Annotated in this window: 19 protein-coding genes; 13 read left to right on the top strand and 6 right to left on the bottom strand. The window is 69.5% G+C overall.

The window, feature by feature from the left end; translation table 11 throughout:
• Positions 1-2 precede the first annotated feature (2 nt).
• The 5 genes from B141_RS0104185 (at position 3) to B141_RS38800 (ending at position 4,090) form a co-directional block, all read left to right on the top strand.
• On the top strand, positions 3-1,094 hold the full coding sequence (locus tag B141_RS0104185) for a mandelate racemase/muconate lactonizing enzyme family protein (protein WP_020573920.1): 1,092 nt from the start codon (positions 3-5) through the stop codon (positions 1,092-1,094).
• A gap of 117 nt (positions 1,095-1,211) precedes the next feature.
• Positions 1,212-1,601, top strand: coding sequence for a PPOX class F420-dependent oxidoreductase (locus tag B141_RS0104180; RefSeq protein WP_020573919.1), 390 nt, complete (start codon positions 1,212-1,214; stop codon positions 1,599-1,601).
• A gap of 61 nt (positions 1,602-1,662) precedes the next feature.
• Entirely contained in the window at positions 1,663-2,373 is a 711-nt protein-coding gene (locus tag B141_RS0104175) for an endonuclease V (protein ID WP_020573918.1), read from the top strand.
• Between the two features lie 87 nt (positions 2,374-2,460).
• On the top strand, positions 2,461-3,072 hold the full coding sequence (locus tag B141_RS0104170; protein ID WP_020573917.1) for a hypothetical protein: 612 nt from the start codon (positions 2,461-2,463) through the stop codon (positions 3,070-3,072).
• A gap of 94 nt (positions 3,073-3,166) precedes the next feature.
• Entirely contained in the window at positions 3,167-4,090 is a 924-nt protein-coding gene (locus B141_RS38800; RefSeq protein WP_020573916.1) for a C40 family peptidase, read from the top strand.
• 134 nt (positions 4,091-4,224) lie between these two features.
• Here the strand turns inward: B141_RS38800 and B141_RS0104160 are convergent, their stop codons facing one another.
• Positions 4,225-5,223 (bottom strand): TerC family protein, encoded by a 999-nt coding sequence (locus B141_RS0104160; RefSeq protein WP_020573915.1) that lies wholly within the window; start codon positions 5,221-5,223, stop codon positions 4,225-4,227.
• A 291-nt stretch (positions 5,224-5,514) separates the two neighbouring features.
• Between B141_RS0104160 and sppA the strand changes: the two genes are divergently transcribed.
• The 4 genes from sppA to typA all read left to right on the top strand — a co-directional run bounded on the left by sppA (position 5,515) and on the right by typA (position 9,963).
• Positions 5,515-7,182, top strand: coding sequence for a signal peptide peptidase SppA (gene sppA / locus B141_RS0104155; RefSeq protein WP_020573914.1), 1,668 nt, complete (start codon positions 5,515-5,517; stop codon positions 7,180-7,182).
• 42 nt (positions 7,183-7,224) lie between these two features.
• The gene (locus B141_RS0104150) at positions 7,225-7,641 is read left to right on the top strand and encodes a hypothetical protein (protein WP_020573913.1); all 417 of its coding nucleotides are present in this window, start codon (positions 7,225-7,227) and stop codon (positions 7,639-7,641) included.
• A gap of 110 nt (positions 7,642-7,751) precedes the next feature.
• Complete coding sequence (locus tag B141_RS45250; protein ID WP_202805647.1) at positions 7,752-8,054, top strand: hypothetical protein; 303 nt, start codon at positions 7,752-7,754, stop codon at positions 8,052-8,054.
• A 43-nt stretch (positions 8,055-8,097) separates the two neighbouring features.
• Positions 8,098-9,963 (top strand): translational GTPase TypA, encoded by a 1,866-nt coding sequence (gene typA / locus B141_RS0104140; RefSeq protein WP_020573911.1) that lies wholly within the window; start codon positions 8,098-8,100, stop codon positions 9,961-9,963.
• A 26-nt stretch (positions 9,964-9,989) separates the two neighbouring features.
• On the opposite strand, the gene B141_RS38790 is transcribed toward typA, so the two are convergent.
• From B141_RS38790 to gap, 4 genes are all read right to left on the bottom strand, one after another.
• Positions 9,990-10,694, bottom strand: coding sequence for a hypothetical protein (locus B141_RS38790; RefSeq protein ID WP_020573910.1), 705 nt, complete (start codon positions 10,692-10,694; stop codon positions 9,990-9,992).
• A gap of 12 nt (positions 10,695-10,706) precedes the next feature.
• Positions 10,707-11,600 (bottom strand): universal stress protein, encoded by an 894-nt coding sequence (locus B141_RS38785; RefSeq protein WP_020573909.1) that lies wholly within the window; start codon positions 11,598-11,600, stop codon positions 10,707-10,709.
• A gap of 10 nt (positions 11,601-11,610) precedes the next feature.
• Positions 11,611-12,681 (bottom strand): Acg family FMN-binding oxidoreductase, encoded by a 1,071-nt coding sequence (locus B141_RS38780; RefSeq protein ID WP_020573908.1) that lies wholly within the window; start codon positions 12,679-12,681, stop codon positions 11,611-11,613.
• A gap of 132 nt (positions 12,682-12,813) precedes the next feature.
• Positions 12,814-13,812, bottom strand: a complete 999-nt coding sequence (gene gap / locus B141_RS0104115) for a type I glyceraldehyde-3-phosphate dehydrogenase (RefSeq protein WP_020573907.1) — start codon at positions 13,810-13,812, stop codon at positions 12,814-12,816.
• Between the two features lie 206 nt (positions 13,813-14,018).
• Here gap and B141_RS0104110 point away from each other — a divergent pair, with 206 nt between their 5' ends.
• From B141_RS0104110 to B141_RS0104100, 3 genes are all read left to right on the top strand, one after another.
• Entirely contained in the window at positions 14,019-14,801 is a 783-nt protein-coding gene (locus B141_RS0104110; RefSeq protein ID WP_020573906.1) for an HAD family hydrolase, read from the top strand.
• A 184-nt stretch (positions 14,802-14,985) separates the two neighbouring features.
• Positions 14,986-15,795: an HAD family hydrolase gene (locus B141_RS0104105; RefSeq protein ID WP_020573905.1), complete on the top strand. Its 810-nt coding sequence runs from the start codon at positions 14,986-14,988 to the stop codon at positions 15,793-15,795.
• On the top strand, positions 15,770-18,178 hold the full coding sequence (locus tag B141_RS0104100; protein ID WP_020573904.1) for a glycoside hydrolase family 65 protein: 2,409 nt from the start codon (positions 15,770-15,772) through the stop codon (positions 18,176-18,178). The genes B141_RS0104105 and B141_RS0104100 overlap by 26 nt, the downstream gene beginning before the upstream one ends.
• On the opposite strand, the gene B141_RS0104095 is transcribed toward B141_RS0104100, so the two are convergent.
• Positions 18,158-18,979 (bottom strand): aminoglycoside phosphotransferase family protein, encoded by an 822-nt coding sequence (locus tag B141_RS0104095; protein WP_020573903.1) that lies wholly within the window; start codon positions 18,977-18,979, stop codon positions 18,158-18,160. The two genes, B141_RS0104100 and B141_RS0104095, sit on opposite strands and share 21 nt — an antisense overlap.
• A 674-nt stretch (positions 18,980-19,653) precedes the next feature.
• Here B141_RS0104095 and B141_RS0104090 point away from each other — a divergent pair.
• On the top strand, positions 19,654-20,055 hold the full coding sequence (locus tag B141_RS0104090; RefSeq protein ID WP_020573902.1) for an RNA polymerase-binding protein RbpA: 402 nt from the start codon (positions 19,654-19,656) through the stop codon (positions 20,053-20,055).
• The last annotated feature ends 95 nt before the right edge of the window (positions 20,056-20,150 follow it).

Raw genomic sequence — 20,150 nt, 5'->3', positions numbered from 1 at the left:
CCGTGCCGAGCATCACGCAGGTCCGCTGCCATCCAGTCCGCGCGTCATTGCACACGCCGTTCGTCACCGCGCTCCGCCGGGCGGATGCCGTCGAGTCATTGCTCGTCGAGGTCGTCGACGATGCTGGCCACAGCGGTTGGGGTGAGGCGCCGCAGGTGTGGCGGGTGACCGGCGAGTCCATCGCCGGAGCGCAGGCCTGCGTGTCAGGACCCCTCCAGGACGTCGTACTCGGCCGCGATCCCGACGACCTCGCCGCGCGCCTGCGTGAGGTCGCGACGGCGGTGGTCGGAAACCTCAACGCCAAGGCGGCGCTCGACGTCGCACTCCACGACCTGGCCGCTCGCCGGCTCGGCGTGCCGCTGGCACGGCTCCTCGGGGGTACGGCCCGCGAGGTCCACACCGACGTCACGCTGTCCGCCGGCGAGGCCGCGGACCTGGCCGCCGCCGCCAAGGCACGGGTCGGCGAGGGGTTCGACGTCCTCAAGGTCAAGGTCGGCGTCCGGTCAGAGGCCGGGGCCGCGGCCGACATCGCACGCGTGAAGGCGGTCCGCGAGGCCTCCGGTCAAGACGTACGCATCCGCCTGGACGCCAACCAGGGCTGGACTCCACGCGAGGCGGTGCGGGTGATCCGCGCCCTGGAGGACGCCGACCTGCGGATCGAACTCGTCGAGCAGCCGGTCGCCGCGGCCGATCTGGACGGACTCGCCTGGGTCTCCGAGCGGGTCGACACGCCGATCCTCGCCGACGAGAGCGTCTACGGCATCCGGGACCTCGTCGAGGTGATCCGCCGCCGGGCCGCCGACCTCGTGAACGTCAAGCTCGCCAAGTGCGGCGGGCTGGGACCCGCGCGTACCCTCCTCGACCTGGCAGACGCCTACGGCCTCGGCACCATGGTCGGCTCGATGATGGAAGGCCCCGTCGGAGTCGGAGCCGCGGCCAGCCTGGTGGCCGCCAGGGGGACCACGCTGGTGAACGATCTCGACGCGGCCTGGTGGCTGGCTGACTCGCCCGTGCGCGGTGGCCTCGCCTACCACGGCGCGACAGTCGTCCTGCCCGACGCGCCAGGGTTGGGCGTTACCGGCCCCGCCGACTGATCCCCGGAGGTAATGCGGCGGAGGGTGCTGCGGCGGAGCACGATGTCACGGATCCGCCGCGGGTCCCGTCTACACGGGTGAAAGCCTCGCTCCCGACCGGCCGAAAGGGATGCCAGCATGCCACTCGAAGGCTCGCCGTTCGCGCGGTTCACCGACCAGAAGACCGTTCTCCTCACGACCTTTCGCAGGGACGGCACCCCGGTGCCGACTCCGGTCCACATCGTCGTCAACGGCGACCACGCCTATTTCCGTACGTACGACCGGGCGGGCAAGACGAAGCGCCTCCGCCGGAACCCCCTGGTGGAACTCACCCCGTCAACTTTTGGAGGCACGCCTCAAGGGGTGAGCATGCGGGCCCAGGCGCGACTGCTGCCAGACGCAGAGGCCCGTTGGGTGCGCGGCGCCCTCGCCGGCAAGTACCCCTTCCTCCAGCGCCGACTGGTCCCGCTCTTCCATCGGCTGAAGAAGTACAAGACGCTGCACTACGAGCTGACCGCCGAGCGCTGACCGGGCGCCGCGCCCGCGTGGTGTGCTGGAGGTTATGGGCACGACGGATCGAGGATGGCCGGTGGACCCCGAGGAACTCGCCGCCGTCCAGCGCGAGGTCGCTGCCCTCACCGCTGAGCCCTGGCGGCCGCCGACTGACGGGCCGGTCCGGATCGGTGGTTGCTTCTGCTGCTTCGAACGCGGCATCGAGGGACCGGGCAGCGCCGGCGACCAGGTCTGGGTGGCCGCGGTGACCGTGCGATCGAGTGGACGCCGGGTGGCGTCGACGGTACGCCACACGGTGGCTGGCGCGTCGTACGCGGCCGGGCTGCTCGCGCTGAGGGAAGGCCCCCTGCTGGAGGAGGCGGTTCGAGGGCTCGGCGTCGTACCCGACGTCCTGCTCGTGAACGCGACCGGCCGCGACCATCCCCGGCGGGCCGGCCTCGCCCTCCACCTGGGCGCCGTTCTCGACCTGCCCACCGTTGGTGTCACCCACCGGCCCCTGCGCGCCGAGGGCCCGTGGCCGCCGGACGTCGCCGGAGCGGCCAGCCCGATCCGGCTGCCCGGCGGTGATCAGGACCGTGATCTTGAGGAGAACGGCGAGGTCGTGGGCGCGTGGCTGCGGACCCGTGCCGGCCGCCGCCCGCTCGTCGTGCACGCCGGCTGGCGGACCGACCCGGAATCCGCCGTCGAGGTCGTACGCCAGGCGACGGGCCGGGCGCGCACGCCGATTCCGCTGCGCGAGGCCCGCCGACTGGCCCGGCAGGCTCGCTCGGCCGCGACCCGGGACTGACCTCAACCGTTACCCGGTCGTGACCCCAGCCAGCGGCGTAGCGTCGATGGAAGTACAGAAAATCACCCGGCACGAGGGGGGGAACCAATGTTCATCCAGGTCATCCAAGGACATGTCGACAACCCCAACGCTCTGTACACGGCGGTAGACCGCTGGATGCGGGATCTCGCTTCGGGAGCGCCGGGCTGGCTGGGCGCGACGTGCGGGGTCGGATCCGACGGCACGGCGATCATGCTGGCGAGGTTTGAGTCAAAGCAGGCGGCCGTGGCCAACAGAGAACGGCCCGAACGCACCGCCTGGTGGCGGGAGACCGAGAAGCTCTACACCGGAGACGTGAAGCTTTACGAGTGCAGCGAGGTAATGACCCTTATGGCCGGAGGTTCCGACCAGGCCGGCTTCGTCCAGATCATCCAGGGCCGCATCGCCGACCCGATCCAGGCGCGGGCGCTCCTGGCCGAGAGCGAGGACGTACTCCGCAACGAGCGTCCCGACGTCATCGGCGGGTTGCTCGCCGTCCACGACGAGGATCCGTCGCGGTTCACCCAGGCGGTCTACTTCACCAACGAGGAGGCCGCGCGCGCCGGTGAGCGCAAGGGGCCGTCCGCCGAGGTGAGGAACCTGCTCGAGCGCGAGAAGGCGCTGTTCACGGACCTGAGGTACATCGACGTGCGCCAACCACGGTTGCTGTCACCCGGCTGAGAGGTCGCGGGCGCGATCTCTTTGGCCCTGGGCACGGTCGGGTGGCGGGCCCTGTCGCCAGGCCCCGGTCGGCGGGCTCCGCTACGGTGACGCCATGCCCGCTCCTGACCTGTCCAGCCCAACCACCTCGGCGATCTGTGTCAGCGCCACCACGTTGTGGACCGATCCCGAGGCTCCGCGGGAGATCGACGGACCCATCCTTGGTGCGGTTCCGGATCCGCGCCGCTGGCCGGCCGTCCTCGACGTCGAGGCCCGCCTTGACCTCACGAACCGGATCCTCACCCAACTCCTGCTCGGGGAGCCGGTCGAGGTGGTGGAGGAACGCGGCGACTGGCTGCACGTCATCGCGTTGTGGCAGCCGTCGGAGCGGCACCCGCGGGGCTACCCCGGATGGGTGCCGCGGGCGCATGTCGCGGCAGGGGCCGCACCAGCCGAACGCGAGGCGGTCATCGCCGTCGAGGCCGCACCATTGCGGGCGGAGGCCGGGCCCGAGGCCGCCGTGACCGGCGAGGTGTCGTACGCCACGATCCTGCCTGTCCTCGACGAGTCCGCGGCGGGTGTGCGGGTCGGCCTCCCGGGCGGACGCTCCGGTTGGCTGGACCCGTCGTCCTGCGTCGTACGCGCGACGGGCGCCGACCATCCGGTCGACGGCCACGCCGTGCTGTCCGCCGCCCGCCGCTTTGTCGGACTCGACTATCTCTGGGGCGGGATGAACGCCTTCGGCCTCGACTGCTCCGGGATCGTGCACCTCTCGTTCCGGGCGCTCGGCCGGGTCGTCCCCCGCGACGCCCACGATCAGGCGGCCGCCGCTGCCCGCCTCCCGGTGGCGGAGGCGAAGGCGGGCGACCTGCTGTTCTTCGCGCGTCCCGGTAAGTCGATCCACCATGTCGGCTTCGCGACCGGCAAGGAACGCTGGATCCTGCACGCACCGAAAACCGGCCGGCAGGTGAGCGAGGAGCCCATGGACGACGACCGCGACACGACCCTCGTCGACCTCGCCGGCCGGCTCGCCGACTGACCTTCCGCCACTGAGGCGTCCAGGCGGCCTGGAGCCTCCGGCCTACAGATCTGCCCGCGATATGAGACCGGGCCCTCCGGGCTTGCCGGGTTGGCGCCTGGTTTCGCAGCATCCGAAACAGTCAGGTGTGCGCCCTAGTGTGTCTTGGCGGGCTGCTCGTCCTTCTGTGTCCGCCGGCTCTTCAGCAGGCTGGCGACCGTCGTGACCACCAATGTCCCGATGATGACGGTCAGCGAGAACGTGATCCCGATGTCGGGCACCCCCTTGAGGGGCTCACCGCCGTTGATGAACGGCAGGTTGTTCTCGTGCAGGGCGTGCAAGATCAGCTTGACACCGATGAACCCGAGGATGACCGCCAACCCCGCGGAGAGGTAGACCAACCGGGTGATCAGTCCGCCGAGCAGGAAGTAGAGCTGGCGTAGGCCCATCAGCGCGAAGACGTTGGCGGTGAAGACGAGGTACGGCTCCTTGGTGAGGCCGTAGATCGCGGGGATCGAGTCGAGGGCGAAGAGCAGGTCGGTGGTGCCCAGAGCGATCATCACCAGCAGCATCGGGGTGACGAGGCGCTTGCCGTTCTCGACGATGGTGAGCTTCACGCCGTTGTAGGTGTCCGTCGCCGGGAGGTTGTTCTTGGCCCAGCGGATCAGGGCGTTCTCCTTGTACTCGGAGTCCTCCTGCTCGCTGTTGCGGACGAACTGGATCGCCGTGTAGATGAGGATCGCGCCGAAGATGTAGAAGACCCAGGCGAAGGCGTTGATCGCGGCCGCACCGACGGCGATGAACACCGCCCGCATGATCAGCGCGAGGATGATGCCGATCAGGAGCGCCGTCTGTTGATATTTCCGCGGCACCCCGAACCTCGTGAGGATCACGAGGAAGACGAACAGGTTGTCGACTGACAGGCTGTACTCGGTGATCCAACCCGCGTAGAACTCCCCGGCGAACTGCGGGCCGGAGAAGATCAACACGCCGATGCCGAAGAGCACCGCGAGACTGACGTAGAAACTGATCCACAACGCGCTCTCGCGCATGGACGGCTCGTGCGGCCGCCGCCCGATGATGAGGATGTCGATGGCAAGGATCGCCACGAGGACGGCAACGGTGACAAGCCACAGCCACGGGGCAATGTTCACTGAGTAACCTCCGAGAGAAGATAGCGGACTTCCCCGGAGGTCTCTTCCGCCTCAGATCAGAGGCCGACGGCACCGGGCGCACGGGCTAGTAACCCGGCATCCGTGATGACGGCGCCGCCGCGAAGGAATACTCCCCTCCACAGTGCCGGATCATTGTCACCTATCCCCTGGCCGCCTGCCTACCCGGGTCGAGGTCGATCAGTCAGTCGATGCCGACGCTGCGTGGCCCGGAGGGTGCGGCGCCGGCGTCGTGACCGGGACCTTCCGCCGAACACCGCCTAAGGTGAGTTCATGGTCGCTACCTTGCTCGAGCTCGACCTCAGCGTTCCTCTTCTGGAAGCGCCGCCGCAGGATCCGCTCGGTGCCGCCCTCGCCCGGCGCCGCCCGCTCATTCGTACCCTCATCGACGGCCTCCGCCTCGCGGCCTTCGATCCGGACGTCGCGGGACTTGTCGCCCACATCGGTGGACACACACCCACGCTCGCCCAGGCACAGGAGCTGCGCAGCGCCGTACGCCTCTTCGCGACCAGCGGCAAGCCGACTGTGGCCTGGACGGAGACCTTCGGGGAGTTCGGGCCGGGCACCGTGCCCTATTACCTCGCGACGGCGTTCGACGAGATCTGGCTGCAGCCCTCCGGCGACGTCGGCCTCACCGGGATCGTCGCGGAGGCGGTGTTCGTCAAGGACGCGTTGGCGAAGCTCGGTGTGGTTCCGGAGATGTCGCGCCGGTATGAGTACAAAAACGCCGCCGACACTTTCCTTGCCAGCCAGATGAGCGACGCGCACCGGGAGGCGGCGGGCCGGCTGGCCGAGTCCGCGATGGAGAGCGTCGTGGCCGGGATCGCCGAGGGGCGCCGACTCGCCCCCGAGGACATCCGCGCCCTTGTCGACCAGGCACCCCTGTCCGCGGACGACGCCAGAGAGGCCGGCCTGGTCGACCGGCTCGGCTACCGCGACGAGGTCTACGCCGACCTGCGCCGCCGGCTTGGCGAGGTACGCCTGCGTTTTGTCCACCGTTACCGCCGGGCGAAACTGCTCGAACCCCGCCATGCCCTCGCGCGGTTCGCCAAGGGGCCCGCCGTCGCGGTCGTCCACGGTGCCGGAGACATCCACCTCGGTCGCTCCGGCCGCAGGGGCTTCGGCGCCACGTCGATCGGGTCCGACACTCTCAGCGCGGGGCTCCGCGCGGCCGCCGCCGACCGGGACGTCCGAGCCGTGGTGCTCCGTATCGACAGTCCCGGCGGCTCCTACGTCGCCTCCGACGCGATCCGGCGCGAGGTCATCCGGGTCCGCGAGACGGGCAAACCGGTGATCGTCTCGATGGGAAGCGTGGCCGCCTCCGGTGGCTACTTCGTGTCGATGGCCGCCGACACGATCGTCGCCGAGCCGGGCACCCTGACCGGTTCGATCGGGGTGCTTGGCGGCAAGGCGGTGGTCCGGGATCTGATGACCCGCCTCGGCGTCACCCGCGACGGTGTCGCCGAGGGGCGCAACGCGTGGATGTTCTCGGCGTACCGAGGGTTCTCCGAGGAGGAGTGGCAGCGCCTCGAAAGCTGGCTCGACCGGGTGTACGACGACTTCACCGGCAAGGTCGCCGCCGACCGCGGGCTCACCCGCGACCATGTCGAGGCGGCGGCCCGGGGACGCGTGTGGACCGGCGCCGACGCACAGGGACGCGGCCTGCTCGACGAACTCGGCGGCTTCGAGCGGGCGGTCGAGATCGCCTGCGCCCGGGTCGGTGTCGATCGTGAGGAGGCGGAGATCCGCACGGTGCCCCGGCTCGGCCTGGTCGAACGCCTGCGCAGCCCCGAGTCCAGCGAAGACCTGCCGGCCGCGGCGGCCGGAGCGGCGTTCGGCCTGGCCGGGATCCGCGGGCCGGCCGAGTTGCTCGCCACCGCCTTGGGACTGCCACGGCAGGCGGGAGTCCTCACCACTCCCGTCCTGTGGCAGCTGCGCTGAAGAGGGTTCCCGCCAACCAGGACTGACCGCAAGGATGGTGGCATGGGCCCGGTCATAGATGCCGAGGCGGACTATGCGGCCAGTGTCTTCGGCCTGGCACGCTCGATCAGCGGCGATATCTCAGATGGGGACTGGACACTCCCTGTGAGAAAGGCCGCCGAACTCGCCAGCCGCTTCGACCATGCCGACGCCGATACCAGGAGGCGCATGATCGCCGCCGACCCTGGCACGACTGGAGATCCACGAGGGGACGCATTCGTCGCAGCGCTCGCAGAGTGGCGGGCGGCCCGGACCGGCATCATCGCGCCCGAATGGACCTACGGTCCGGATCGCTACCTCGACCACGGGTGGTGGGTCACGCCGATGGTTGGCATGCGCGCGTGGGAATACGCCGGCAGCCCGGCGTCCTTCCAGCTCCGCGGCATTTACCTTCACCGAGACTCTCTCATCAACGTCTAGGCGGAGCCACGCTCACTCGCGAACGAATCCTCAGGCCTGTTCGGGAGCTCAACGAGGAGCTACGCCAGGAAGGCATACGAGGCGACCTATTCACCGTGGGCGGTGCCGCCATGGCGATCGCGTACGACGCGCGCCCTGCCACCCGTGACGTAGATGCGATCTGGAAACCCTCTACGGAGATCCGCGCCGCCGCTACCCGGGTCGCAGCTCGCCACGACGATCTCGACGAAGCGTGGCTCAACGACGGAGTCAAGGCGTTCCTGCCGGGCAGCGGTCACCACCAGAGGGTGGTGGAACTCGTACGCCGCCACTTTCCGAATCGACCGATCGAGGCGAAGGTTCAGTTCTATCTGGAAGAGTTGCTCGCCAGCCGCGCCACCGAGCGTGGGCTGCGGGGTCGTGGCCAGAGCTGACCCGTGCGTCGGCGCGTCGTGGGCGTCCGGGAGGATTACCAGCATGGCTACGCGCTCAGACCTTCGCAACGTCGCGATCATCGCCCACGTCGACCACGGCAAGACCACCCTGGTCGACTCGATGCTGTGGCAATCCGGGGTCTTCCGGGAAAATCAGGACGTCGCCGAGCGCGTGATGGACTCGATGGACCTCGAACGCGAGAAGGGCATCACGATTCTCGCGAAGAACACCGCGGTCCGCTGGCAGAGCCCTGACGGGCCGGTCACGCTCAACATCGTCGACACGCCCGGCCACGCCGACTTCGGCGGTGAGGTCGAGCGCGCTCTGGAGATGGTCGACGGCGTACTCCTGCTGGTCGACGCCTCCGAGGGTCCGCTCCCCCAGACCCGGTTCGTGCTGCGCAAGGCCCTGCGCAAGCACCTGCCAGTCGTCCTCGTCATCAACAAGGTCGACCGGTCTGACAGCCGGATCGCCGAGGTCGTTGATCAGGCGTACGAGCTGTTCATGGACCTCCTCGACGACCCGTCGGCCGACGCCTCCGCGCTCGACTTCCCGATCGTGTACGCCTCGGCCCGCGCCGGCCGCGCCACCCTCGAGCAACCCGCCGACGGCACCCTGCCCGACAACGCCGACCTGCGCCCGTTGTTCGAGACGATCCTCGCGACCGTGCCGGCACCGTCGTACGACGAAGACGCGCCACTGCAGGCGCACGTCACGAACCTCGACGCGTCGCCGTACCTCGGCCGGCTCGCGCTGTGCCGGGTCCACCAGGGCGAGCTGACCCGGGGCGCGACCGTCGCCTGGTGCCGCGCGAACGGCGAGGTCGAACGCGTCCGCGTCACCGACCTGCTGATGACCGAGGCGCTGGAACGCATACCCGCCGACAAGGCCGGCCCGGGCGACTTGGTAGCGATCGCCGGCATTCCCGACATCACGATCGGTGAGACTCTGGCCGACATCGACGACCCGCGCCCGCTGCCGGTGATCCGGGTCGACGAGCCGTCGATCTCCGTCACGATCGGCATCAACACCTCGCCGTTGTCGGGCGTGAGCGGCGACAAGCTCACCGCCCGCCTGGTGAAGTCGCGCCTGGACGCCGAGACGATCGGCAACGTGTCGATCCGGGTCCAGGCCACGGAGCGGCCCGACACCTGGGAGGTCCAGGGCCGCGGCGAGCTCCAGCTGGCAGTCCTGGTCGAGCTCATGCGCCGGGAGGGCTTCGAGCTCACGGTCGGCAAGCCGCAGGTCGTCACCCAGGAGATCGACGGCAAGCTGCAGGAGCCGGTCGAGCGGGTCACGATCGACGTGCCGGAGGAGTACGTCGGTGTCGTCACCCAGATGCTGGGCCTGCGGCGTGGCCGCCTGGAGCAGATGGTCAACCACGGCACCGGGTGGGTACGCCTGGACTACCTGGTGCCCGCCCGCGGCCTGATCGGGTTCCGCACGGAGTTTCTCACCGAGACCCGGGGCACCGGGTTGATCCACCACGTCTTCGAGGGGTACGAGCCGTGGGCGGGTGAGATGCGGACGCGTCCCAGGGGGTCGCTGGTCGCCGACCGGCGCGGGGCCGTGACCGCGTACGCCTGCTTCAACCTGCAGGAACGCGGGACGCTGTTCGTCAAGCCGGGCGTCGAGGTCTACGAAGGCATGATCGTCGGCGAGAACTCCCGCCCGGATGACATGGACGTCAACGCCGGCCGGGAGAAGAAGCTCACGAACGTGCGTTCCTCCACCGCCGAGGAACTCGAGCGCCTCGTGCCGCCGAGGGAGATGGGCCTCGAACAGGCGCTGGAGTTCTGCCGCGAGGACGAGTGCGTCGAGGTGACGCCGACCGCGATCCGGATCCGCAAGGCGATCCTGTCGCAGACCGACCGGGAGAAGCAGCGCGCCCGCGCCCGCCGGGGCTGATCCGGCTCAGCCGGGCGTGATCGCGCTCAGGACGCCGCCACCTGGCGCTCCGCGGTCGGTGCGCCCTCGAAGATGAGGACCGTCGCGGACGCCCACGCCCGGGTCACCGGGATGAGGGCCGCGCGGACCACCGTTCTGAGCTGCTCGCGGACAGCCGGCGGCGGGACCCGGCCGGCGAACTCCAGGTGCACGTCGACCACGCCGCGCCGGGTCGTCACGTCCACGCGGAACGGCCCGGCCAGCCCGCGCGGCCGGAGTACGGCGTTGACCGCCGTGGCGATCCGGTGCCGGACCGTACGGCTGGTCGGGAGGGTCGCCTCGTCGACCGCCTCGAGGATGCCTTCGGGCGCACACCGGACGTCAGCGCGCCGCCAGATGCCCACCGGCCCTGAATCCGGTCCTGAATCCCGGCCAGCTCCCTCGACGGGCGGCCCGGGCGTCTCCGCCCCTCTGGCCGACTCCATCTGGGGAATCGGCCCGCAGACGACGGTGGGTACCCCCGCGAGGATCCCGCACACCAACGGCTGCTCATGCACGGTGAAAGGCTCGGGCCGGGCGCGTACGTCCACCACGACGTCGACCGCCTCGTCCACCAGAGGGCAGTGCCCGGCACCGACGAGGGAACAATCGATCCCGCCCGGGCAGGTCACGGTCGCATGACCGGCAGCTTCCAGACGCTCGCGTACCCCGCCTCCGGCGCCGGGTGTCGACTCGACCAGTAGGACACGCATGGGCTCACCCTTCTAGGAGCGTGGCGCCGACCGGGCCGTACCGGCCACGGACGCGCTCGCCTCCGAGACGACGATGATCGGGCAACGACCGTGGTGGAGCAGGGACTGGCTGACCGAACCAAGCAGCATGCCCGTGAACCCACCCCGGCCGCGGGCGCCGACGACGACGGCGGCAGCCCGGTCGGACAGGTCGGTCAGGGCACCGGCCGCATGCCCCGACAGGACCCGCTCCTCGATCGACAGGTCCGGATACTTCTCTCGCCAGCCAGCCAGCGCCTCGTTGAGCAACCTGACCCCCGCACTCGTGTCGGTGGCTCCGAAGCGCACGGAAAGCCCGTGGCGTACGACGTGCACGGCGAGCAGGCGACCGTGCCGGCGCGCCGCCTCCTCCACACCGACCTCGACCGCGGCCGCGCCGAGCGGGGACCCGTCGACCCCCACCACCACGAGCTGGTCGGCTTCCTCCGGCGTGGGCGTACCCCGCACCACGACCACCGGTGCGTGGGCCCGCGCGACAAGCTCCACGGTCATGGAGCCCGCGAGTGCTTCGGCGAAGGCGCCTCGGCCCGTCGTACCCACGACGACGTACGTCGCTCCCCGGCTCTCCTCGACCAGCAACGGCAACGGGAAGTCGGTCACGACGGCGGTGCTGATCTCCAGGCTCGGCGCGGTCGCCCGGGCGGTCTGCACGGCCTCCTCGAGCAACTCCTCGGCGTGCGCGCGTAGGCCGCCCTCTGGCCCCATCCGCCACAGGGCGGCCGGCACGTGCAGCAGGGTCCACGCGAACGCATGGACGATCCGCAAGGGCACCTTGCGCAGCGCGGCCTCGGCCGCCGCCCACGCGACGGCGTCGATGGCGCCGTCAGACCCGTCGGTCCCTACGACGATCGGTCGTCCTGCTGGCACTGCCATTTCCTCACCGGCCCTCTGCTGGAAGCGCGTCGTCGTCGGCGAGGACGAACTCCTCCGCCGGACGCCGCGGGGTCGGGAGCACCTCGGGTCCGTAGCCGAACCGAAGGACCGCCTGCGCCATGCTCCAGCCGGCGCGCGGGTCGCGGACGAGCCAGCGCAGGTCGGTGTGTTCGAGAGGCTGGTTGAGCAGCGATGCCGCCACTCCCTGGGTGGTGGCCACGAGGAGGACCCGTTCCAGGGCCTGACCAGCGGCCAGCCAGTCTCGTGGCTGGTCGCTCACGGTCCACAGCACCGCGAGGTTGGGCCGCGGCTCGAACCTCCCAGGGCTTCGCAGCCGGTCCGCGGGATCGATCGCGAGGTCGCGTACCGGCCCGGACGGCTCGTACGAACGCGGCCCAAACGCGCTCGATGGCACCCCGTCACGAGTGCGCTCGCCACCGACCCAGCGCTGGCGTTCGACGAGCCGCCGGGGGTCGTCGGCCTCGGCGATGGCGGCCTCCGTCGCGAGTTCCAGCAGCCAGCGGACCCGGTCGGGCTGGTCGATCCACTCCAGCATCGCGCCCTCCTCGTGGGCGGCCTGCGCGAGTTGGTCGCGGACCTCGGTCGGGAGCGCGCGATCGGCGAACGGATGCCGGTTGGTACGACGGTGGGCGAGGTAGGGGTACAACGCCGCCGGTCCGGAGACGTCGACCGGTTGCGACCCGACGATCACCTCCGCCACGAGGGTGGGGCGGTGCGTGTCAGGCAGGGGTACGACGGACGCCGAGTGGCCAAGGCAGGCGGCCGCGACGCGGAGATTGAAGACCGCGGCGCCGACACCGATCACCGTCATCCGGCCTTCCGGGTCCTCAGCGCCAAGGGCCCGAGTCGGGTCGCAGTACACCTCCACCGTGCGGTGACGGAAATGAAACTTCCACGGTTGGGTGTTGTGCATCGAGGGCGCGAGGATCGCCGCTTTCACGAGGATGTCGCGCTCGATCGGGTCGAGCTCCTGGACGAGCACGATCACCTCCACCAGCGGGTCGTCTCCTCCCTGCGGCTGGGCTGACGACACGACGTCCTGACGTTTGTCCATCGTCGCGCCACCTGTTGCCGATCAACGACCGGCAACAGTCCTCCGGCCGCCCCGCGAAGGTCCCGAGGTGGGTGAGCGGTGCCCCGGCCGCGATGGCAAGGCGGACGACGACGCCGATACCGGGTTTACCGCTCAGAGGCGGTGGCCGACGTATTCGGCGAGGTCTGCCAACCGGTTGGAGTAACCCCATTCGTTGTCGTACCAGCCGAACACCTTCGCGAGTTCGCCGTTCACCTGCGTCAGGGACATGTCGAAGACGCACGAGGCGGGCTCGCCCACGATGTCGCGGGACACGATGGGGTCGCTGGTCACCCGGACGATGCCGGAGAGGCTCTCGTCGGCCGCCCGGCGGAAGACCGCGTTCACCTCGCCCACGCTGACGGGGCGTTCGAGGATCACGGTGAGGTCGGTGAGGGAGCCGTCCTCCACAGGGACGCGAAGCGCCACACCGTCGAGGCGGCCGTCGAGTTCGGGCAGCATCACGCCAATCGAACGGGCCGCTCCGGTGCTGGTCGGGATGATGTTGACCGCACCCGAACGCGCCCGGTGCAGGTCCTTGTGTGGGGCGTCGAGGAGCACCTGGTCGTTGGTGTAGCCGTGCACGGTCGACATGAACCCCTTGACCACCCCGAACGCCTCGTGTAGCACCTTCACCATGGGGACGACGCAGTTGGTGGTGCAGGACGCATTGGAGATCACGTCGTGACGCCCGTCGTCGTACTCCCCCTCGTTCACACCGAACACGACGGTGAGGTCCACATCCTTGCCCGGCGCGGAGATGAGGACCTTCCTCGCGCCTGCCTTCAGGTGGCCCGCGGCATCGTCGCGGGCGCGGAACCTGCCGGTCGACTCGATCACCACGTCGACGCCGAGTTCGCCCCACGACAGCCGGGCCGGATCGGGATTGGCCGAGACGGCGATCGGCGTCCGGTCGACGTAGATCGCCTTGTCGTCATGGCGGACCGGAAAGTGCAGCCGGCCGTAGGTCGAGTCGTACGCCAGCAGGTGGGCGAGGACGTTGATCGGTGCGACGTCATTGATCGCGACGACCTCCATGTCGCGTTCGAGCGCGCAGCGCAGGAAATTGCGACCGATCCGGCCGAAGCCGTTCACCCCTACCCGCACAGGCATAACCCCTCCCGGACCCCGCTGGAGTGGACGTTCCTCAGCCTGGTCTGTACGCCCGAACAGGGCAGCAGGCGAAGGTCCTTGCGGGGCTATGACCGAAGCCTCTTCGCCGCTCCTTGGCGGGACAACGAACGTGGGAGAAGTCCCCCGTTGGTCGTGTCCCACGTGAGTAGGTGTTGTCCGCCCGGGCCAGCACGTGAAAGTAGCCAATGGTTTACAACTGTCCGACCCTCCACCTCGACCGCATCGATGCGGTGGTGTTCGACACCGATGACGTCGTGGTCGACACCGCACGCCTGCACTCCGCCGCGTGGAAGCGGACATTCGACGACTTCCTACACCGCCATGGCGAGCACACAGGGGTTCTCCTGCCGCCGTTCGAGCCGCCGGCGGACTACCTGCGCGCCGCCGACGGGCAGTCGGGCATCGAGGGCGTACGCCGGTTCCTCTCCAACCGCGGCATCTCCATCCCGGAGTTCTCCACCGACCCCGCCGCCGAGACCGTGCAGTCCCTGGCGGCCACCAAGGACGCGTGGTTCCTGGAGGAGGTACGCCGGTTAAGGATCACGCCCTATCCGTCGACGGTGGAGCTTCTCCGCGAGCTTCGCGCCCGCGGGACTCGGACCGCCGCCGTCTCAGAGAGCCGCAACAGTTCGCAGGTCCTCGCCGCCGCTGGCGTCGCGGACCTGTTTGACGTCCAGGTGGACGGCGTTGACGCGGCCGTTCTCGGACTGCCGTCGCGACCCGACCCCGCCCTGCTGCTCGAGGCGACCCGCCGGCTGGGTGTCTCACCCCGGCGCAGCGCGGCACTCACCAGCAGCCTCGCCGGCGTCGAGGCGGCCTGGAGCGGCTGCTTCGAGCCGATCATGGGCGTCGACCGGCATGGCGAAAAGAGCAATCTGTACCGCCTCGGCGCCCACGTCGTCGTCGCCGATCTGGCTGAGCTCACCGTCTCCGGCGAACGCCAGCCGCAGGTGCTGACCCACCGCTGAGCCCACGCGCTCCTCTTTGTGGCGCTGTCCCTTTGTGGCGCTGTCCCTTTGTCCGGCACTGTCCGACCCCGCCCGGACCCAGATCAAAGTGTGGGGTTATCTGGCACGCCTCCTCAGGTGGAGAAGTGGCTACAGCGGGTATGAGGCCGGCTGCCGACCCGTGCGACGTCGTAGGGAGTCGTCGATGACATCCGAGCAACCTGCCCTTGACGTGGACCGGATCAGCGCGGTGATCTTCGACACCGACGGCGTGATCACCGACACGGCCCGCGTCCACGCGGCCGCCTGGAAGCGGTGCTTCGACGAGTTCCTCCGCCGGCGTGGCCGCGCGCTCGGCAGGACGCTGCCACCGTTCGACGTGCGGCAGGACTATCTGGATTACGTCGACGGAAAACCCCGGCTCAACGGCGTACGTGACTTCCTCGCCGCCCGCGGCATCACGCTGCCCGAGGGTTCGGACGCCGACGAGGGTGCGTCCACCGACGGCACCGAGAGCGCCGACACCGTGCACGCGCTCGCGGCCCGCAAGAACCGCTACTTCCTGGAGGAGATCGGCAGGTACGGCGTCGCCGCGTTCCCCTCCACGGTCGCGCTGGTCCGTGAACTCCGCGACCGCGGCGCCCGGACCGCGGCCGTCTCCGCCAGCCGGAACTGCGCGAGGGTACTCACCGCCGCACACGTACAGAAGCTGTTCGACGTCCGTGTGGACGGGATCGACGCCGATGAGTTGGGCCTGCCGGGCAAGCCTGATCCGGCGTTGTTCCTGGAGACCGCCCGCAGGTTGCGGGCCAAGCCAGCGCAGGCGGCGGTCATCGAGGACACCCTCGCCGGGGTCGAAGCCGCCCACCGAGGCGGTTTCGGCCTGATCGTGGCGGTCGACCGCGGCCGCCAAGCGGCGGAGTTACGCCGGCTGGGCGCGCACATCGTGGTCGAGGATCTGGGCGAGCTCACAGTATCGGGGCGGCGGCGTGACTCCATGGTCGTGGACCTATGACACGTTCGATCCCGCGGCCGAAGGGCTGCGGGAGGCGCTCTGCACCCTGGCCAACGGCTACCTCGCCACCCGGGGAGCCGCACCGGAGTCCCGCGCTGATGGCGTCCACTATCCCGGGACGTATCTCGCCGGCTGCTACGACCGGCTCGACTCCGAGGTCGCCGGGCGCACCGTCTCGAACGAGGACCTGGTCAACGTACCGAACTGGCTGCCTCTCACCTTCCGGGCGCAGGACGGTGAGTGGTTCGACGCCAGCCGGGTGGACCTTCTCGACTATCACCAGGAGCTCGACACCCGGCACGGCGCACTGAACCGTCGGCTGCGGTTTCGCGACCAAGCCGGTCGTACGTCGGTCATCACCGAACGGCGCCTGGTCTCCATGGACGATCCACACCTTGCCGTCCTGCAGACGGCGATCCTGCCGGAGGACTGGTCGGGTCGGCTGTGGGTGCGCGCGGCGCTCGACGGTCAGGTCACGAACGGCGGGGTCGAGAGGTACCACGGCCTGCGCGGCGATCACCTCAGACCAGGCACCGAGGGGTACGACGGCCAGGACATCCTGTGGCTGCAGGTGGAGACCGCGACCTCCCGGATCCGGATCGCCGAGGCTGCCCGGGTGCGGATCAGCGGGGCGAGCGGGCCGATCAGGCGGACGTTCGAGCGGACCGACCGGTGCGCCAGCCTGGAGATCGAACTCGACGTCCGCGCTGGGGTGCCACTCGTGGTGGAGAAGACCATCGCGGTCTACACGTCCATGGACCGGGCGATCTCGGAGAGCCTCCCCGCCGCCCTCGCCGCCGTCCAGCGTGCTGGCCGGTTCGACCAGCTGCACGCCCGGCACGTCGTCGCGTGGGACCGGCTGTGGCGGACCTGCCGGATCTCGGTCGACGGCGAGGCGCAGCCCACCCTCAACCTGTACGTCTTCCATCTGCTGCAGACGCTGTCGGAGCACATCGTGGACCTCGACGTGGGCGTACCCGCCCGTGGCCTGCACGGTGAGGCGTACCGCGGGCACGTGTTCTGGGACGAGCTGTTCGTCTTTCCGTTCCTCACCCTGCGGTTGCCGGACGTGGCCCGGGCGCTCCTGATGTACCGCTGGCGGCGGCTCCCCCAGGCCCGCTGGGCCGCGCGGTCAGCCGGCTACCGGGGAGCGATGTATCCCTGGCAGAGCGGCAGTGACGGGCGCGACGAGACCCAGCGCCTGCACCTCAACCCGCGCTCGGGCCGGTGGCTGCCCGACCACTCGCACCTGCAGCGGCACGTCGGGATCGCGGTGGCGTACGACATCTGGCAGTACTACCAGGCGACGGGCGACCTCGCGTTCCTCAGCGCGTACGGCGCGGAGATGCTGGTGGAGATCGCGCGGTTCTGGAGTTCGCTCGCGACCTACAACGACGCGCTCGGGCGCTATGAGATCCGCGGCGTGATGGGACCCGATGAGTACCACGACAGCTATCCCGGAGCGTCCCGGCCGGGCATCGACAACAACGCCTACACCAACGTCATGGCCGCCTGGGTGATCCGCCGCGCGCTGGACGCTCTCGAGATGCTCCCGGAGTACCGCCGTACGGAGCTACGGGAACGGCTCGGCCTGCGGCCCGAGGAGCGCGAGCGGTTCGAGAACGTGAGCCGGCGGATGCGGGTCGCCTTTCACGGCACGGGGATCCTCAGCCAGTTCGAGGGGTACGACGAACTCGCCGAACTCGACTGGGCCGCCTACCGCCGCAGGTACGCCGATATCCGCCGACTGGACCGGATCCTCGAAGCCGAAGGCGATTCGATCAACCGCTACCAGGTCTCCAAGCAGGCCGACGCGCTCATGCTCTTCTTCCTGCTGAGCAAGGATGAGTTGACAGAGACCCTCGCCCGGCTCGGCTACACCGTCTCGACGGACACCATCCTGCGGACGATCGAGTACTACCTACCCCGCACGTCGCACGGGTCCAGCCTGAGCGCCGTGGTCCACGCCTGGGTGCTCGCGCGAACCGACCGCCACACCTCGTGGCAGTTCTTCCTGCAAGCACTCAGAAGCGATGTCGCGGACGTGCCCGGGAGTACGACGTCCGAAGGCATCCACCTGGGTGCGATGGCCGGCTGTGTGGACCTTCTCCAGCGCTGCTACACCGGCATCGAGATGCGTGCGGACGTCCTGGCGCTGAATCCACGCCTCCCCCGCGAGCTCGGCGAACTCGAGCTGGCACTGCGCTATCGCGGACACTGGGGCATCACGGTGCACTGCACGCAGGACCGGCTGCGGATCGGGCTGCGCCACGCCGAAGCCGCACCCATCGCGGTGGCGTTCGACGGCCAGGCAAGGACGTTGCACCCCGGCGAGGCCTGGCAGGTAGGCCTTCCGCGGCGTTCAGGTGAGCAGATCCAGTAGGCGATGGGCCTGGCGGACCAGCGTGCCTGGCGGGTTGCGGGGATGGGCCGGATCCTCCCGGGCGAGAAGGAACAACCAGACCAGCGCGAGCAGTCGACGGCAGTCCCGAAGCCGCGCCCGCTCGGCGTCCGACAGCTCGAAATAGCTCAGGAAGGCCTCGACGTCGAGTGCGCCGTCCACCCACGCCGACACGTGCTCGGTGATCTCCGCGAGTTCGAACGCCCGGTCGCTTCGGCCAGAATCCTCGAAATCCACGAGGCGAACCCGGGAGCCGTCCCACAGATAGTTGGCCAGGTTGCCATCGCCGTGACCGAAGACGGGGACCACTCCAGCGGCTGGTTTCGCCTCCAGTCCCGCCCGGGCAAGCCAGGCGAGCCCGGCCCTCACTGCCTCGACAACGACCGGCGGTGCGCCTCTGCCGGGCCCGTCCGCGGACCAGGCGCGGAGCCGCGCGATCACTTCCTCCTGCTGCCATCTGCGCACCGGTAGGTCACTCATGAGGCCCGGCGGGATCGCCGACTCCTGCAGCCTGGTGACGGCGCTTACCATCCCTTCGAGTTGGGCAGTGCTGACGGGCTTGCCGCGAAGAGGCTCGCCGGTCAGGCGCGCCATCACCACCGTCGGGGTCTCGCTGACGAGATCAGCCTTGACCGGCATCGGCGCGATTCCGGGCGCACGGGCGGCGAGCAAAGACAGGGCGCGCCATTCACGGATCGCCTGGCCCGCGTCTCCCGGCCGGAACCGCTTGATCACCACGTCGTGGCGCATCTCGATCCCGTGGGTGTTCCAGGGGTTGGTCACGTACGCCTCTCCCGTCGAAGCGCCAGGGCTCCGGACAGTAGCCCGTGGAGCTTCTCAAAACGGCTGCCGGGTCAGCGAAGGACCCACATGTCTCAGCATCCGAAACCGTTGGGTGTACGCCATGTGAGACGGACCCGACCTCACGCGCCATGTCCCCACGAAGCACGCCCAATTTGCCTTGCATGGTGACGACTTGCCGCGCAAGGACCCCCGCTGTCTGACATCGTGGCTTATTCAAAACCTCTGGCGTCGGAGAGGTTGCCGGATCTGATTGAGCGGGAACCGGACCATGATCAACTTGCAGAAATCGCCCACGTTTCGCGCGAAATCTGGGCGATTTCTGCAAGTTGATCATGAACCGGGCCGCCAGCAGTCCGGCCTGTGAGACGACCGGCGGCTCGCCGCGAAGGCTTACCAAACCTCACCTGTGGCGGCGGAGCTTCGGCGCACCCGGCGGACGTTCTGAGATAGGGCCTCACGGCATCGCCCCACGAGCTGTTCCTCCCCGGCAGCGTGCACCCGCCAGGCGCTTCCGGATCAGGACATCGGCCGCTACTAGCAGCAAACGCACCAACGCGCTGCGATTCGCGCGTTCCGCTCCGGGGAATCCTGGGCGGGGGCCCAGACGTTAGGGCCATCGAGGTCCATACACGATGGAGGGGGATGGAGGCATTATGTCGGAGCGCGCACTGAGAGGCTCCCGGCTTGGCGCCGCGAGCTATGAGGATGATCGGGAGATCGCTCCCGCACCGCGGCAGTTGGTCGGGTATGACTGCCCGCACTCCCACCACTTTGATCTTCCCTTCGCCGCGGACGCCGAAGTCCCGTCGGTTTGGGAATGCCCTCGCTGCGGGGGTGAAGCGGTACGCGTCGACGGTGACCGTCCCGAGCCCAAGCACGTCAAGCCGCCGCGCACCCACTGGGACATGCTCCTCGAGCGGCGCAGCATCGACGAGCTCGAGGAACTGCTCTCCGAGCGGCTGGAGCTGTTGCGTTCGGGACAGATCGGCCCTGACCACCTCCACCGGGACGAGCCCCCGAAGACACCCAAGACACCCCGCCAACGCAGCGCGTAACGGCTCATCCAATGCACACCCCCTGAGCCATTCCCCGATCCCGAGCCGCGTCGCATCCCGTGCGACGCGGCTCGATCATGTCCGGCGAGCGTCGC

The organism is Actinopolymorpha alba DSM 45243 (genome assembly GCF_000373925.1).
Taxonomy (GTDB): domain Bacteria; phylum Actinomycetota; class Actinomycetes; order Propionibacteriales; family Actinopolymorphaceae; genus Actinopolymorpha; species Actinopolymorpha alba.
This window is presented reverse-complemented; position numbering and strand designations above follow the sequence as displayed.